Here is a 14,270-nt window from a genome sequence, read left to right as displayed (position 1 = left end):
AAATTTTCGGGGACTCTGTTTTTCTGTGCGCATGGCAGCAGTCATCAGCGCGGCGGGACTCGCCCGCACCTTCCAGACCAAGGCCGGCCCCGTGGCGGCCGTACGCGGCATCGACCTCGCCGTCCGCGAGGGCGAGATCCTCGGCTTCCTCGGGCCCAACGGCGCCGGCAAGACGACCACCCTGCGGATGCTCACCACCCTGCTGAAGCCGACCGGCGGGGCCGCCACCGTCGCCGGGCACGACCTGGCGACCGATCCGGCCGGGGTGCGCGCGGCGAGCGGGTACGTCGCCCAGTCCGGCGGGGTCGACCCGCAGATCACCGTGCGGGAGGAGCTGGTCACCCAGGGGCGGATGTACCGCCTGCCGAAGGCCGAGGCGGTCGCGCGGGCCGAGGAGCTGGCCCGCGAGCTCGGCCTCACCGGCCTCCTCGACCGCAGGACCGCCGCGCTCTCCGGCGGCCAGCGGCGCCGTCTGGACATCGCGATGGCACTCACCCATCGCCCGAAGGTGCTGTTCCTGGACGAACCGACGACCGGCCTGGACCCGGGCAGCCGCGCCGACCTGTGGGACCTGGTCCGCCGGCTGCGCGAGGACCACGGCACGACCGTCTTCCTGACCACCCACTACCTGGACGAGGCCGACGCCCTCGCCGACCGCCTGGTGATCGTCGACCGGGGCACGGTCGCCGCCGAGGGCACGCCGAGCGCGCTGAAGCTCCGCTACGGCGGCTCGATCGACGCCACCCTCCAGGACACCTTCCTCGCCGTCACCGGCCGGGGGCCCGCCCCGGCCGACACCGCCCCCGTAGCCGTATAGGGATCCAGCATGCTCCTGAACGACACCGCCCTCGTCTACGGGCGTTATCTGCGCCAGTCCCTTCGTTCCCGGTTCGCCCTGCTCTTCGGCGTGCTCACGCCGCTGCTCTACCTCCTCTTCTTCGGCCCGCTGCTCACCGGTCTGCCGCTGGGCGGCGGGGGCACCTCCTGGCAGGTGCTCGTGCCGGGACTGCTGCTCCAACTCGGCCTGTTCGGCGCCCTGTTCGCGGGTTTCACGATCATCGTGGAGAAGGGGCAGGGGGTGGTGGAGCGGATGCGGGTGACCCCGGTCAGCCGGCTCGCCCTGCTGCTCGGCAGGGTGCTGCGCGACGCCACGGTCTTCGTCTTCCAGGCGGTGCTGCTGGTGCTGGCCGCGCTGGCGATGGGCCTGCGCGCGCCCTTCGCGGGCATCCTGATCGGCTTCGCCTTCGTGGCGGTGCTCACCCTCGCCCTGGCCGCGCTGTCGTACGCGCTCGGCCTGAAGGTCCGCACCCCGCAGGAGTTCGGCCCGCTGATCAACATGGTGTCGATGCCGTCGATGCTGCTGTCCGGCCTGATGCTCCCGATGTCCCTCGCGCCCGCCTGGCTGAACGTGCTGTCGCACTTCGTGCCGTTCCGCTACCTCGTGGACGCGGTGCGCGACGCCTACGTCGGGCACTACGCGAGTGCGCACATGGTCTACGGCGTCCTCGTCGCCGCCGGCTTCGCCGCGCTCGCCGTGACGGTGGGCACACGAGTGTTCCGGACGGCCGGGGCATAACTACGCTGGCCACATGGTCAATCTGACGCGCATCTACACCAGGACCGGCGACAAGGGCACCACCGCGCTCGGTGACATGAGCCGGGTCGCCAAGACGGACCTCCGGATCTCCGCGTACGCGGACGCCAACGAGGCCAACGCGGTGATCGGCACCGCCATCGCGCTGGGCGGCCTGGACGCGGACGTCGTCAAGGTCCTCACCCGCGTGCAGAACGACCTGTTCGACGTGGGTGCGGACCTGTCGACGCCGGTGGTGGACAACCCCGAGTTCCCGCCGCTGCGGGTCGAGCAGTTCTACATCGACCGGCTGGAGGCGGACTGCGACCGGTTCAACGCCGAGCTGGAGAAGCTGCGCTCCTTCATCCTGCCCGGCGGCACGCCCGGCGCGGCCCTGCTGCACCAGGCGTGCACCGTCGTACGCCGGGCCGAGCGCTCCACCTGGGCGGCCCTGGAGGTGCACGGCGAGACCATGAACCCGCTCACCGCGACCTACCTCAACCGCCTGTCCGACCTGCTGTTCATCCTGGCCCGCACCGCGAACAAGGACACCGGCGACGTCCTTTGGGTGCCCGGCGGGGAACGCCGCTGAACATCCGACGGCCGGAGGTCCGGTGGTTGCCCCCCGGAAGATGCGGCATCCTGGCCCGCACCGCCGACAAGAGCACCGGTGACGTGCTCTGGGTGCCGGGCGGGGAGCGCTGTCTCAGTTGCCGTCGCGGGCCGCGTCGCGGTCGGCGGCGGCTGCCGCGGACTCGGCCGTGTTCACCTTCTTCTGCATCTCGGCGTAGCCCGAGGGCGTGCCGGAGGCGGACGGCGTCTTCGGGGACGCCCCGTCGTGGTGGGCGCAGCCCGCGGTGAGCGCCACGAGCAGCGCCACCGCCGGCAGTGCCGCCCGGCGTGCCCGCATCAGCTCGCAGCCTTCCCGCCGCCGCTCGCCTGGCACCAGGACTTCACGTCGTTCAGGTCCTTCTGCCGCTGCTGCAGGTTCGTGACCAGCGACTTGCGGAAGTCCAGCCGGTCCTGGAGGAAGGTGGCGACCTGGGTGTGACCCGCCTTCTTCGCGTTGTCCACGCGCTGCTGCAGGCGGGCGACCGAGCCACGGGTGCCGGGCCCGGCGTCCAGCCGCTTCAGGGCCCGCTCGATCCGGCGGTCGATCCTGGGCACCCGCTTGCACAGCGCCTTCGCGCCGTCGCCGGTGGGGCCGGGCGCGGGGGCGCTGCTGGGCGTGCTGCTGTCGGCCGAGGCCACTCCGGCGGTGCCCGCCAGTACGGCCGCCACCGCGCACCCGGCGAGGAGGGTGCGCGTACGTCGACGTGCGTTCATCTGTCTCTCCGTTCGTTCTCCGGACGGGCCGGTCGTCCGTCCACGCAACGGAGGCTAGGAAGGGTCTTTGGGGAAACTCTGTGACCGGTTTGCCGCGACTGTATCGATCAGCCAGTCCCGGCGGCCGGGCAGGACCGCGCCGCCCGACGGCAGCCGCACCTCGAAGCGCGCCCCGGCTCCGTCCGGCCCCTCGCCCACGGTGACGCTCCCCCGGTGCAGTGCCGCCTGCTGGGCGACCAGGGTGAGGCCGAGCCCGGAGCCCGCACTGTCCGGGCCCCGCTGGAACCGCTCGAAGATCCGGGCGCGGGCGCCGGGCGGTACGCCGGGCCCGTGGTCGTCCACGGTGATGCGGACGTGACCGGCGGTGCCGCGCCCCTCCGCGGCGGCGCCGCGCACCCCGACCCGCACCCGTGCCCGGCCCCGGCTGTCCCGGCCGTGGGCGAGGGCGTTGCCGACCAGGTTGTCGAGCAGCAGCCTGAGGCCCGGTTCCCAGCCGTGCACGGTGAGCCCGGGCGCCGCGTCCAGGGCGATGTCGGCGTCCGGGGCACGGCGGCGGGCCTCGGCCACGGCCGCATCGGCGACCTCGGACACGTCGACGTCCCGGAACGCCTCCGCCTCCACCAGGTCCCCGCGCCCCAGCTCGCGCAGCATCACCAGCAGGCCCAGCAGCCGGGCGTGTTCGCGCCGCAGGTCGGCGAGCACCTCGGTGCGGTCGGAGTCCGGCAGGCCGGGGTGGTCGGTGAGGATGTCGAGGTTGGTGCCCATGCTCATCAGCGGGGTGCGCAGTTCGTGCGCGGCGGCGGCGGAGAAGGACCGGGCGGTGTCGAGGGCCTCGGCGGTGCGGGCGGCCTGCTCGTCGTAGCGGGCGAGCACGGTCCGTACCGTGGCGGCCAGCTCGTCCACCTCGCGCACCCCGGTCCGCTCCCCGGAGAGCCGGGCCGTGCTGGTGCGCGGGTCGAGGCCGGCGGTACGGCGGGTGAGGCGGCGCAGCGGCGTGCTCACACCGGTCGCCAGGCCCCAGGCGACCAGCCCGGACAGGGGTGCGGCGAGTACGGCGGTGAGGATCACCCGGCGCCGGACCAGTTGGAGTTGGGTGCGGTCGGCGGTGTCGGGCGAGAAGACCCACAGCGTGCCGGAGACGGCGGGGCTCTTCAGGGGCCGGGCCAGGGCGCGCCAACTGCGCCCGCCGTCGCGGACGGTGACGAAGCCCGAGGACTGCTCGGACAGGGCCACGGCGGGGCCGGGCTGGGGTCCGCCGCTGAAGTCCGCGCCGGGTCCGACGACGCGTACGCCGACGTCGAGCGCGGCGCTGAACAGCTGCCGTTCCCGGGTGTCCGCCGCCTTGGGCCGGGCGTTCGCCGTGGCCCGCAGCAGTGCCCGGGCCTGCGGGGCGACGGCCACCGCGCGCTGCCGCAGATGCTGGTCCTCGGTGCGGTGCAGATCGCGGGCGACCAGGTGCAGCAGCAGCCAGCCGCAGGCCAGCACCAGCAGGGGGACGGTGCAGCCGACGGCGATGCCGATGCGGGTGGAGAGTCTCACGGCGCGTCCCGCGCTTCCCTGAGCACGAAGCCGACGCCCCGTACCGTGTGGATCAGCCTGCCGCCCCCGTCCGCCTCCAGTTTGCGCCGCAGATAGCTGACGAAGGTGTCGACGGCGTCGGTGCGCACGTCGAAGTCGTAGCCCCAGACTCTCTCCAGGAGCTGGTCGCGGGTGAGGACCAGTCCGGCGTTGCGGGCGAGTACCTCCAGCAGTTCGAACTCGCGCCGGGTGAGGTCGAGGGGCCTGCCGTCCCGCTCGGCGGTGCGGGCGGCCGGGTCGATCACCAGGCCCGCGACCCGCAGCCGGGCCCGGCCCGTGGGCGGGCGGCGGCGCAGCAGGGCGCGCAGCCGCAGCACCAGTTCCTGCAGGGCGAACGGCTTGACCAGGTAGTCGTCGCCGCCCGCCTGCAGCCCGGCGATCCGGTCGGCGGTCTCGTCCAGCGCGGAGAGCATCAGGACGGGCAGGTCCCGGCCCTCGTCGCGCAGCCGGGTGCACACCTCGATGCCGCTCATGCCGGGCATCGACACGTCGAGCACCAGCACGTCGGGCGCCGCCTCCCGGATCGCCGCCAGCGCCTCCGGCCCGTCGGCGGCGGTCCGCACCGCGAACCCGCTCAGTCTCAGGCCCCGTTCCAAAGAGCGCCGGATCGCCGCGTCGTCGTCGACGACCAGCACCGCACCAGAGCCCGCCGTGTCCGTCATGCGCCCCCTCCTCGTCGCCGGTCAGCGTACGACCCCGCACCGGGCGCGCGGCAGTGTGGTGGGCGGGGGCTGCCTCCGCCGGGTCAGGGGCGGCGCCGGAGCTCGCGCCGAGGGCGCTGCCCGGCCGGCTCCCGTTTCGGGAACACCGTGCAGCCGGCGGCGATGACCCGGTTGATCGAGGAGCGCGCGCAGCCGCAGCTGCCGGGCCCGCTTCGGACGGGGGTCGCGGCCGTCGCCGACGTACCAAGCGGCCGTACTGGCACAGGAGTTGGGAATACAGGGGCAATCGCCAGGGAATTGGTCCAGACCTATTGACCCGTGGTCCAGACCTTTCTACTCTCGCAGCACCGTGGGCGTGAAGGCTCAGTCATGCCCCTGAACCCCCAATCCCACAACCCCATAACGAGGAGGCGCAGCATGCGCTTCAGACACAGAGCCGCGGCAGGGTTCGCGACCCTGTTGCTCCCCCTGGCCGGCCTCGTCGGTCTCGCGAGCCCCGCCCAGGCCGCGACGAACGCGACGGCGAGCTTCACCAAGACCAGCGACTGGGGAACCGGCTTCGGCGGCCAGTGGACCATCAAGAACACCGGCACCACCAGCATCAGTTCCTGGACCGTCGAGTGGGACTTCCCCTCGGGGACGTCCGTCACCTCCGCCTGGGACGCGGACGTCACCAGCTCCGGCACCCACTGGACCGCCAAGAACAAGTCCTACGACGGCACCATCGCCCCCGGTGCCTCGGTCTCCTTCGGCTTCAACGGCGCGGGCCCCGGCTCCCCGTCCAACTGCAAGCTGAACGGCGACAGCTGCGACGGTACGACGGTCCCCGGTGACGCGGCGCCCTCCGCGCCCGGCACCCCGACCGCCTCGAACGTCACCGACACCTCGGTCAACCTCTCCTGGGGCGCGGCCACCGACGACAAGGGCGTGAAGAACTACGACGTCCTGCGCGACGGCAAGGTCGTCGGCACGGTGACGACGACCTCGTACACCGACAGCGCTCTGACCGCCGGCACCGACTACTCCTACACCGTGCAGGCCCGTGACACCGCCGACCAGACCGGACCGGTCAGCGGCGCGGTCAAGGTGCACACCACCGGCGGCACCACCACTCCCCCGACCACCGGCGACAAGGTCAAGCTCGGCTACTTCACCGAGTGGGGCATCTACGGCCGCAACTACAACGTCAAGAACCTGGTGACGTCCGGCTCCGCGTCGAAGATCACGCACATCAACTACGCCTTCGGCAACGTGACCAACGGCCAGTGCGCGATCGGCGACTCCTACGCCGACTACGACAAGGCGTTCACCGCCGACCAGTCGGTCAGCGGCGTCGCCGACACCTGGGACCAGCCGCTGCGCGGCAACTTCAACCAGCTGCGCGAGCTGAAGGCCAAGTACCCGAACCTCAAGGTGCTGTGGTCCTTCGGCGGCTGGACCTGGTCCGGCGGTTTCGCCCAGGCGGCGGCCAACCCGACCGCCTTCGCGGACTCCTGCTACAACCTGGTGAAGGACTCCCGCTGGGCCGACGTCTTCGACGGCATCGACATCGACTGGGAGTACCCGAACGCCTGCGGTCTGTCCTGCGACACCAGCGGGGCCGCGGCCTTCAAGAACGTCATGGCCGCACTGCGCGCCAAGTTCGGCTCCAGCGCCCTGGTCACCGCGGCCGTCACCGCGGACGGCTCCTCCGGCGGCAAGATCGAGGCCGCCGACTACGCGGGCGCCGCGAGTTACGTCAACTGGTACAACGTGATGTCGTACGACTTCTTCGGTGCCTGGGACGCGCAGGGCCCGACCGCCCCGCACTCCCCGCTCACCTCGTACAACGGCATCCCGAAGGCCGGGTTCGACACGGCCGACGCGATCGCCAAGTACAAGTCCGTCGGCGTCCCCACGTCCAAGCTGCTCATCGGCATCGGCCTCTACGGCCGCGGCTGGACCGGCGTCACCCAGGACGCCCCGGGCGGCACGGCCACGGGACCCGCGGCCGGCACCTACGAGCAGGGCATCGAGGACTACAAGGTGCTCAAGACGTCCTGCCCGGTCACCGGCACCGTCGCGGGCACGGCGTACGCCCACTGCGGCAGCAACTGGTGGTCGTACGACACCCCGTCGACCATCGCCGGGAAGATGAGCTGGGCCAAGTCCCAGGGCCTTGGCGGTGCGTTCTTCTGGGAGTTCAGCGGCGACACCAGCGACGGTGAGCTGGTGAACGCCATCAGCAGCAACCTGTAGGTACAGATCCCCTAAGCGACGTTGACGCGCTGACCGGGCGGGGCTGCCTCCAGCCACGCGAGGAATCCGGTCAGCGCGTCTTCGCTCATGGCGAGTTCGAGGCGCGTGCCCCGATGGGTACAGGCGAGGACCACCGCGTCGGAGAGCAGCGCCAGTTCCTCCTCGCCCTCGGGCAGCCGGCGGCCGGCCACCTCGATCTGCGCGCGCTCCAGGGTGCGGCGGGGGCGGAAGGCGTAGGAGAAGACGCGGTACCACTCGATGCGGTCGCCGTTGTAGCGGGCGACGCCGTAGGACCAGCCCTTGCCGTTGGCGTCGGGTTTCTCGGTCACGGCCCAGCGCAGGGAACAGTCGAAGGTGCCGCCGGAGCGCTGGATGAGCCTGCGCCGCAGCCCGAACAGGAACAGTCCCACCACCACGAGCGCGACCACGATCCCGCACACAGTCAGAGCGAGGACCACCGGCACCGACCTCCTCGTCTCCTAGGAACTGCTTCTGTTACTGAGTAATGAAACGGAAAAAACACCCACATCTGCCTCAGCCGCGACCGGCACCGGATTGCTCCGGGCCGGCCGCGGCTGAGTGACGTCATACCGCGCGCTGGACTCAGCGCGCCGCCGCCGCGCGGAGGCGGACGTCTGCGCGGCGCTCGGCGGCGGCGTCGCCCTCCGCCTTCGCGCGCTCCAGCTCCCGCTCCGTGCGCTGGACATCGATCTCGTCCGACAGCTCGGCGATCTCGGCCAGCAGGGACAGCTTGTTGTCCGCGAACGAGATGAAACCGCCGTGCACCGCGGCGACGACCGTTCCATCGTCACTCGTACGGATGGTCACCGGGCCCGACTCCAGCACACCGAGCAGCGGCTGGTGACCGGGCATGACGCCGATGTCGCCGGACGTGGTGCGCGCGACGACCAGGGTGGCCTCGCCGGACCAGACCTGGCGGTCGGCGGCGACCAGCTCGACGTGCAGCTCAGCAGCCAAGGGTGGCTCCTCGGGTCACCACCCGGCAGGGGCGCCGGGTGTTGGGGTCAATTCTAGTGGGCGTGAGAGAGGGGGCGGGACGCACCCCGCCCCCTCCGTCGGAGCACGAGGCTCAGGAGACGCCCAGCTCCTTGGCGTTGGCCTTGAGGTCCTCCAGGCCACCGCACATGAAGAACGCCTGCTCCGGGAAGTGGTCGTACTCACCGTCGATGATCGCGTTGAACGCGGCGATCGACTCCTCCAGCGGCACGTCCGACCCGTCGACGCCGGTGAACTGCTTGGCGACGTGGGTGTTCTGGGACAGGAAGCGCTCCACGCGACGGGCACGGTGGACGACGAGCTTGTCCTCCTCGCCGAGCTCGTCGATACCGAGGATCGCGATGATGTCCTGGAGGTCCTTGTACTTCTGCAGGACCGTCTTCACGCGCATGGCGGCGTTGTAGTGGTCCGCGGCGATGTAGCGCGGGTCCAGGATCCGGGACGTGGAGTCCAGCGGGTCCACGGCCGGGTAGATGCCCTTCTCCGAGATCGGACGGGACAGAACCGTCGTCGCGTCGAGGTGGGCGAAGGTGGTGGCCGGGGCCGGGTCGGTCAGGTCGTCCGCGGGGACGTAGATCGCCTGCATCGAGGTGATCGAGTGACCGCGGGTCGAGGTGATGCGCTCCTGGAGGAGACCCATCTCGTCGGCCAGGTTCGGCTGGTAACCCACCGCGGACGGCATACGGCCGAGCAGCGTGGAGACCTCGGAACCGGCCTGCGTGAAGCGGAAGATGTTGTCGATGAAGAACAGCACGTCCTGCTTCTGGACGTCACGGAAGTACTCGGCCATGGTCAGGCCGGCCAGCGCGACGCGCAGACGGGTGCCCGGGGGCTCGTCCATCTGACCGAAGACCAGCGCGGTCTTGTCGATGACGCCCGAGTCGGACATCTCCTCGATCAGGTCGTTGCCCTCACGGGTGCGCTCACCGACACCGGCGAACACGGAGACACCGTCGTGGTTGTTGGCGACACGGTAGATCATCTCCTGGATGAGCACCGTCTTGCCGACGCCGGCACCACCGAACAGACCGATCTTTCCACCCTTGACGTACGGGGTGAGAAGGTCGATGACCTTGACGCCGGTCTCGAACATCTCGGTCTTCGACTCGAGCTCGTCGAAGTTCGGGGCCTTGCGGTGGATGCCCCAGCGCTCGCCCTCGTACTGCTCGTCGACGTTCAGCACCTCACCGAGGGTGTTGAACACCTTGCCCTTGGTGAAGTCGCCGACGGGCACCGTGATGGAGTCGCCGGTGTCGACGACCGGGGCCTGGCGGACCAGACCGTCGGTGGGCTGCATGGAGATGGTGCGGACCAGGCCGTCACCCAGGTGCTGGGCGACCTCCAGGGTCAGCGTCTTCTTCTCGCCCGCGTTCGCCGGGTCGGAGACCTCGACGTGAAGGGCGTTGTAGATGTCCGGCATCGCGTCGACGGGGAACTCCACGTCGACGACCGGGCCGATGACCCGGGCGACGCGGCCCGTAGCCGTCGCGGTCTCAACAGTGGTGGTCATTTATCGGTCACTCCCCGCGGTCGCGTCGGCCAAGGCGCTCGCGCCACCGACGATCTCGCTGATTTCCTGGGTGATGTCGGCCTGACGGGCCGCGTTGGCAAGCCGGGTGAGGTTATCGATGAGCTCACCGGCGTTGTCGGTGGCCGACTTCATCGCGCGCCGCGTGGCGGCGTGCTTCGAAGCGGCCGACTGGAGCAGCGCGTTGTAGATACGGCTCTCCACGTAGCGCGGCAGCAGGGCGTCGAGGACGTCCTCCGCCGAGGGCTCGAAGTCGTACAGCGGGAGGATCTCCCCCTTGGGGTGAGCCTCCTCGGCGACCTCTTCGAGGCGCAGCGGAAGCAGCCGGGCGTCCAGCGCCGTCTGCGTCATCATCGAGACGAACTCGGTGAAGACGATGTGGAGTTCGTCCACGCCGCCGTTCGCCGTCTCCTTCTCGATGGCCTCGATCAGGGGCGCCGCGACCTTCTTGGCGTCCGCGTACGTCGGCTCGTCCGTGAAGCCCGTCCACGACTCCGCGACCTTGCGCTCACGGAAGTTGTAGTGGGCGACACCGCGCCGGCCGACGATGTACGTGTCGACCTGCTTGCCCTCGCGCTCCAGGCGCTCGGTCAGCTGCTCCGCCGTCTTGATGGCGTTGGAGTTGAAGGCGCCGGCCAGGCCGCGGTCGCTCGTGAGGAGCAGGACCGCGGCACGGGTCGGGTTCTCCGCCTCCGTGGTGAGCGGGTGCTTGGTGTTCGAGCCGGTCCCGACCGCCGTGACCGCGCGTGTCAGCTCGGTCGCGTACGGCGTGGAGGCCGCCACCTTGCGCTGCGCCTTGACGACGCGCGAGGCGGCGATCATCTCCATCGCCTTGGTGATCTTCTTGGTCGCGCTGACGGATCGGATGCGACGCTTGTAGACCCGGAGCTGGGCTCCCATGAGTCAGGTCCCTTCCTTACGTCACTTGGCGGCAGCGGCAGGGGTGTCCTCGCCGAGCAGCTTGCCGTCGCTCGTCTCGAACTGCTTCTTGAACTCCGCCACCGCGTCGTCGATCGCCTGGATCGTGTCGTCCGACATCTTCGCGCCCTCCTTGATGGAGGTCATCAGGCCCTGGTGCTTCCGGTGCAGGAAGTCGATCAGTTCCTTCTCGAAGCGGCGGATGTCGCCGACCGGCACGTCGTCCATACGGCCGTTGGTGCCGGCCCAGACGGAGACGACCTGGTCCTCGGTGGCCATCGGCTGGTACTGGTCCTGCTTCAGCAGCTCGACCATGCGCGAACCGCGCTCCAGCTGGGCCTTCGAGGCCGCGTCCAGGTCGGAACCGAAGGCGGCGAAGGCCTCCAGCTCACGGAACTGGGCGAGGTCCACGCGGAGACGGCCGGAGACCTGGCGCATCGCCTTGTGCTGGGCGGAACCACCGACTCGGGAGACGGAGATACCGACGTTCAGCGCGGGACGCTGACCGGCGTTGAACAGGTCCGACTCCAGGAAGCACTGACCGTCGGTGATGGAGATGACGTTGGTCGGGATGAACGCCGAGACGTCGTTGGCCTTGGTCTCGACGATCGGCAGACCGGTCATCGAACCGGCACCCATGTCGTCGGAGAGCTTGGCGCAGCGCTCCAGCAGGCGGGAGTGCAGGTAGAAGACGTCACCCGGGTAGGCCTCACGGCCCGGCGGGCGGCGCAGCAGCAGGGACACGGCGCGGTAGGCGTCGGCCTGCTTCGAGAGGTCGTCGAAGATGATGAGGACGTGCTTGCCCTCGTACATCCACTGCTGGCCGATGGCCGAACCGGTGTACGGCGCCAGGTACTTGAAGCCGGCCGGGTCGGACGCCGGGGCGGCGACGATGGTCGTGTACTCCAGGGCGCCGTTCTCCTCCAGCGCGCGGCGCACGCCGGCGATGGTGGAGCCCTTCTGGCCGATGGCGACGTAGATGCAGCGGACCTGCTTCTTGGGGTCGCCCGAGCGCCAGTTGTCGCGCTGGTTGATGATCGTGTCGACGGCCAGGGCGGTCTTGCCGGTCTGGCGGTCACCGATGATCAGCTGACGCTGACCACGGCCGATCGGGGTCATCGCGTCGACGGCCTTGTAGCCGGTCTCCATCGGCTCGTGCACCGACTTGCGCTGCATGACCGTGGGGGCCTGCAGCTCGAGGGCGCGGCGGCCGGACGTCTCGATCTCGCCGAGGCCGTCGATCGGGTTGCCGAGCGGGTCGACAACGCGGCCGAGGTAGCCCTCGCCGACCGCGACGGAGAGGACCTCACCGGTGCGGGTGACCGGCTGACCCTCCTCGATGCCGCTGAACTCACCGAGGACGATGGCACCGATCTCGCGCTCCTCGAGGTTGAGGGCGAGGCCGAGGGTGCCGTCCTCGAACTTCAGCAGTTCGTTGGCCATGGCCGAGGGAAGACCCTCGATCTTCGCGATGCCGTCGCCGGCAAGGGTGACCGTACCGACCTCCTCGCGCGAGGCCGCGTCCGGCTTGTACGACTGGACGAAGTTCTCCAGCGCGTCCCGGATCTCCTCCGGCCGGATCGTGAGCTCCGCCATCTGGGTTCCCTGCTCTCCTTGTTGGGCCCGAAGTTTCACTTGGGGGGGATGGGGACTCCCCCCTATAAGAGGTGAATCCTCTGCACGGCCCAACCAGGGCCGTAAGTACGTACTGCTTTTCTCGAAATATCGAGTTGTCTCGAAATATCGAGTTGCTGCTAGCTCGCCATGCGGCGGGCGGCGTCGTCCAGGCGGTCCGCGATCGAGCCGTTGATGACCTCGTCACCGACCTGTACCCGGATACCGCCGACGACCTCGGGGTCCACGTCCAGGTTGAGGTGCATCCGGCGGCCGTAGAGCTTGGCGAGGGCGGCGCCGAGGCGCTGCTTCTGGCCGTCGCTCAGCGGCACCGCCGAGGTGACCACGGCAACCATCCGGTCCCGGCGCTCGGCGGCGAGCTTGGACAGGGACTCCAGTCCCGCTTCCAGGCTACGTCCACGCGGCGCGGTCACAAGGCGCGTCACCAGACGCTCCGTGATCGGCTTGGCCCGTCCGCCGAGCAGCCGGTGCAGCAGCTCGGTCTTGGCCGCCGCCGAGGCGGCGCGGTCGGTCAGCGCGGCGCGCAGCGCGGTGCTGGAGGAGACGATCCGGCCGAACCGGAACAGCTCGTCCTCGACGTCGTCGAGGGTGCCCGTCTTCTCCGCGGCCGTGAGGTCGGCGATGCTCGCCAGCTCCTCCAGCGCGTCCACCAGGTCGCGGGGCTGCGACCAGCGGGAGCGCGCCGTCCCGGCCACCAGGTCGGCGGTCGCGCTGCTGACCTGGCCACCGATCAGACGCTGGACCAGCTCCGCCTTGGCCTCTGCGGGCTGCGCCGGGTCGGTGAGGACCCGGCGCAGGCCGGCCTCGCGGTCGAGCAGCGCGGTGACGGCCGCCAGCTCGTCGGCGAGCGAAGCGGCGTCGACGGACGTGGAGTCCGTCAGCGCGTCGAGACGCTCACGTGCGGCTGCCAGGGCCTCGCGGCTCGCTCCGTTCATCGCGTGGCCTCGGCCTTCTCCTCGAGCTCGTCGAGGAAGCGGTCGATCACACGGCTCTGGCGGGCGTGGTCCTCGAGGGACTCGCCGACGAGCTTGCCGGCCAGTTCGGTGGCGAGCTTGCCGACGTCCTGGCGCAGCGTCTGCGCGGCGGACTTGCGGTCGGCCTCGATCTGGGCGTGACCGGCGGTGACGATCTCCTCGCGCTGCCGCTGGCCCTCGGCCCGCATCTCGGCGATGAGCGCGGCACCCTGCTCCTGCGCCTCCTGGCGCAGGCGCGCGGCCTCGTGCCGGGCCTCGGCGAGCTGGGCCTTGTACTGCTCAAGGACGCTCTGGGCCTCGGTCTGCGCGGCCTCGGCCTTTTCGATACCGCCCTCGATGGCCTCGCGACGCTCTTCCAGAACCTTGTTGATGTTCGGGAGGAGCTTCTTGGCGAGGAAGCCGAAGACGATGACGAAGGCGATCAGGCCGATGACGAGCTCCGGCCACGGCGGAACGAGGGGATTCTCCTTCTCCGCCGCAAACTGAACCCATGAGTGGGTCATCTCAGTGCCTTTCGTCGAATGGGCTGTCGCTGACGTCCGTCTTAGTAGACGAACGGCATGACGAGGCCGATCAGGGCCAGCGCCTCACAGAACGCGAAGCCGAGGATCTGGTTGGCGCGGATCAGACCGGCCGCCTCGGGCTGGCGGGCGAGGGCCTGCGTGCCGTTGCCGAAGATGATGCCGACGCCGACGCCGGGGCCGATGGCGGCCAGGCCGTAACCGACGGAGCTGAGCGAGCCAGTGACAGCGGCAAGGGTCTGGGACATGCCAGTTCTTCCTTTTCTTTACGGACCGGTGGGGGTTGGCCACCGGACGACC

Annotated in this window: 16 protein-coding genes; 4 read left to right on the top strand and 12 right to left on the bottom strand. The window is 70.3% G+C overall.

The annotated features are described in order from the left end of the window. Positions 1-31: 31 nt before the first annotated feature. Genes ACWGJ5_RS05300 through ACWGJ5_RS05290 form a run of 3 tightly spaced genes read left to right on the top strand, consistent with a single transcriptional unit; the run spans position 32 to position 2,165 of the window. Positions 32-817, top strand: a complete 786-nt coding sequence (locus ACWGJ5_RS05300) for an ABC transporter ATP-binding protein (RefSeq protein WP_453308438.1) — start codon at positions 32-34, stop codon at positions 815-817. Positions 818-826: 9 nt separating this feature from the next. Further along, the gene (locus ACWGJ5_RS05295; RefSeq protein ID WP_453308437.1) at positions 827-1,576 is read left to right on the top strand and encodes an ABC transporter permease; all 750 of its coding nucleotides are present in this window, start codon (positions 827-829) and stop codon (positions 1,574-1,576) included. Between the two features lie 13 nt (positions 1,577-1,589). After that, positions 1,590-2,165: a cob(I)yrinic acid a,c-diamide adenosyltransferase gene (locus ACWGJ5_RS05290; protein ID WP_453308436.1), complete on the top strand. Its 576-nt coding sequence runs from the start codon at positions 1,590-1,592 to the stop codon at positions 2,163-2,165. Between the two features lie 114 nt (positions 2,166-2,279). On the opposite strand, the gene ACWGJ5_RS05285 is transcribed toward ACWGJ5_RS05290, so the two are convergent. Genes ACWGJ5_RS05285 through ACWGJ5_RS05270 form a run of 4 tightly spaced genes read right to left on the bottom strand, consistent with a single transcriptional unit; the run spans position 2,280 to position 5,139 of the window. After that, positions 2,280-2,483 (bottom strand): hypothetical protein, encoded by a 204-nt coding sequence (locus ACWGJ5_RS05285; protein WP_453308435.1) that lies wholly within the window; start codon positions 2,481-2,483, stop codon positions 2,280-2,282. After that, positions 2,483-2,899 (bottom strand): hypothetical protein, encoded by a 417-nt coding sequence (locus ACWGJ5_RS05280; protein WP_453308434.1) that lies wholly within the window; start codon positions 2,897-2,899, stop codon positions 2,483-2,485. The genes ACWGJ5_RS05285 and ACWGJ5_RS05280 overlap by 1 nt, the downstream gene beginning before the upstream one ends. A gap of 54 nt (positions 2,900-2,953) precedes the next feature. After that, positions 2,954-4,438 (bottom strand): ATP-binding protein, encoded by a 1,485-nt coding sequence (locus ACWGJ5_RS05275; RefSeq protein ID WP_453308433.1) that lies wholly within the window; start codon positions 4,436-4,438, stop codon positions 2,954-2,956. Next, positions 4,435-5,139: a response regulator transcription factor gene (locus ACWGJ5_RS05270; protein WP_453308432.1), complete on the bottom strand. Its 705-nt coding sequence runs from the start codon at positions 5,137-5,139 to the stop codon at positions 4,435-4,437. The genes ACWGJ5_RS05275 and ACWGJ5_RS05270 overlap by 4 nt, the downstream gene beginning before the upstream one ends. 417 nt (positions 5,140-5,556) lie before the next feature. On the opposite strand from ACWGJ5_RS05270, the gene ACWGJ5_RS05265 reads away from it, so the two are divergent. Beyond that, positions 5,557-7,377 carry a glycosyl hydrolase family 18 protein gene (locus ACWGJ5_RS05265; RefSeq protein WP_453308431.1) on the top strand — a complete coding sequence of 607 codons (1,821 nt, stop codon included), beginning with the start codon at positions 5,557-5,559 and terminating at the stop codon, positions 7,375-7,377. 11 nt (positions 7,378-7,388) lie between these two features. On the opposite strand, the gene ACWGJ5_RS05260 is transcribed toward ACWGJ5_RS05265, so the two are convergent. The 8 genes from ACWGJ5_RS05260 to atpE all read right to left on the bottom strand — a co-directional run bounded on the left by ACWGJ5_RS05260 (position 7,389) and on the right by atpE (position 14,218). Further along, the gene (locus tag ACWGJ5_RS05260; protein WP_453308430.1) at positions 7,389-7,835 is read right to left on the bottom strand and encodes a DUF2550 domain-containing protein; all 447 of its coding nucleotides are present in this window, start codon (positions 7,833-7,835) and stop codon (positions 7,389-7,391) included. A gap of 145 nt (positions 7,836-7,980) precedes the next feature. Then, positions 7,981-8,355 (bottom strand): F0F1 ATP synthase subunit epsilon, encoded by a 375-nt coding sequence (locus tag ACWGJ5_RS05255; protein WP_228623589.1) that lies wholly within the window; start codon positions 8,353-8,355, stop codon positions 7,981-7,983. 112 nt (positions 8,356-8,467) lie between these two features. Next, entirely contained in the window at positions 8,468-9,904 is a 1,437-nt protein-coding gene (gene atpD / locus ACWGJ5_RS05250; RefSeq protein WP_453308429.1) for a F0F1 ATP synthase subunit beta, read from the bottom strand. Then, positions 9,905-10,822, bottom strand: coding sequence for a F0F1 ATP synthase subunit gamma (locus tag ACWGJ5_RS05245; RefSeq protein ID WP_453308428.1), 918 nt, complete (start codon positions 10,820-10,822; stop codon positions 9,905-9,907). 21 nt (positions 10,823-10,843) lie between these two features. Further along, a complete protein-coding gene (gene atpA, locus ACWGJ5_RS05240; protein WP_228623586.1) occupies positions 10,844-12,436 on the bottom strand; it encodes a F0F1 ATP synthase subunit alpha in 1,593 nt (530 codons plus the stop codon). A gap of 158 nt (positions 12,437-12,594) precedes the next feature. Further along, positions 12,595-13,410 (bottom strand): F0F1 ATP synthase subunit delta, encoded by an 816-nt coding sequence (locus ACWGJ5_RS05235; protein WP_453308427.1) that lies wholly within the window; start codon positions 13,408-13,410, stop codon positions 12,595-12,597. Then, a complete protein-coding gene (locus tag ACWGJ5_RS05230) occupies positions 13,407-13,952 on the bottom strand; it encodes a F0F1 ATP synthase subunit B (RefSeq protein WP_228623584.1) in 546 nt (181 codons plus the stop codon). The genes ACWGJ5_RS05235 and ACWGJ5_RS05230 overlap by 4 nt, the downstream gene beginning before the upstream one ends. 41 nt (positions 13,953-13,993) lie before the next feature. Next, positions 13,994-14,218 carry an ATP synthase F0 subunit C gene (gene atpE / locus ACWGJ5_RS05225; RefSeq protein WP_228623583.1) on the bottom strand — a complete coding sequence of 75 codons (225 nt, stop codon included), beginning with the start codon at positions 14,216-14,218 and terminating at the stop codon, positions 13,994-13,996. Between the last annotated feature and the right edge of the window lie 52 nt (positions 14,219-14,270).

Source organism: Streptomyces sp. NPDC054783 (assembly GCF_053611725.1).
Note: the sequence above shows the minus strand (reverse complement) of the source record. Positions and strands in the feature narration are given on the sequence as shown.

Bases quoted from the DNA above. Each gene is read 5' to 3' on its own strand.
- ACWGJ5_RS05300 (WP_453308438.1), top strand. From the start codon at position 32: ATGGCAGCAGTCATCAGCGCGGCGGGACTCGCCCGCACCTTCCAGACC.
- atpD (WP_453308429.1), bottom strand. From the start codon at position 9,904: ATGACCACCACTGTTGAGACCGCGACGGCTACGGGCCGCGTCGCCCGG.
- ACWGJ5_RS05295 (WP_453308437.1), top strand. From the start codon at position 827: ATGCTCCTGAACGACACCGCCCTCGTCTACGGGCGTTATCTGCGCCAG.
- ACWGJ5_RS05230 (WP_228623584.1), bottom strand. From the start codon at position 13,952: ATGACCCACTCATGGGTTCAGTTTGCGGCGGAGAAGGAGAATCCCCTC.
- ACWGJ5_RS05265 (WP_453308431.1), top strand. From the start codon at position 5,557: ATGCGCTTCAGACACAGAGCCGCGGCAGGGTTCGCGACCCTGTTGCTC.
- ACWGJ5_RS05285 (WP_453308435.1), bottom strand. From the start codon at position 2,483: ATGCGGGCACGCCGGGCGGCACTGCCGGCGGTGGCGCTGCTCGTGGCG.
- ACWGJ5_RS05235 (WP_453308427.1), bottom strand. From the start codon at position 13,410: ATGAACGGAGCGAGCCGCGAGGCCCTGGCAGCCGCACGTGAGCGTCTC.
- atpA (WP_228623586.1), bottom strand. From the start codon at position 12,436: ATGGCGGAGCTCACGATCCGGCCGGAGGAGATCCGGGACGCGCTGGAG.
- atpE (WP_228623583.1), bottom strand. From the start codon at position 14,218: ATGTCCCAGACCCTTGCCGCTGTCACTGGCTCGCTCAGCTCCGTCGGT.
- ACWGJ5_RS05280 (WP_453308434.1), bottom strand. From the start codon at position 2,899: ATGAACGCACGTCGACGTACGCGCACCCTCCTCGCCGGGTGCGCGGTG.
- ACWGJ5_RS05245 (WP_453308428.1), bottom strand. From the start codon at position 10,822: ATGGGAGCCCAGCTCCGGGTCTACAAGCGTCGCATCCGATCCGTCAGC.
- ACWGJ5_RS05290 (WP_453308436.1), top strand. From the start codon at position 1,590: ATGGTCAATCTGACGCGCATCTACACCAGGACCGGCGACAAGGGCACC.
- ACWGJ5_RS05270 (WP_453308432.1), bottom strand. From the start codon at position 5,139: ATGACGGACACGGCGGGCTCTGGTGCGGTGCTGGTCGTCGACGACGAC.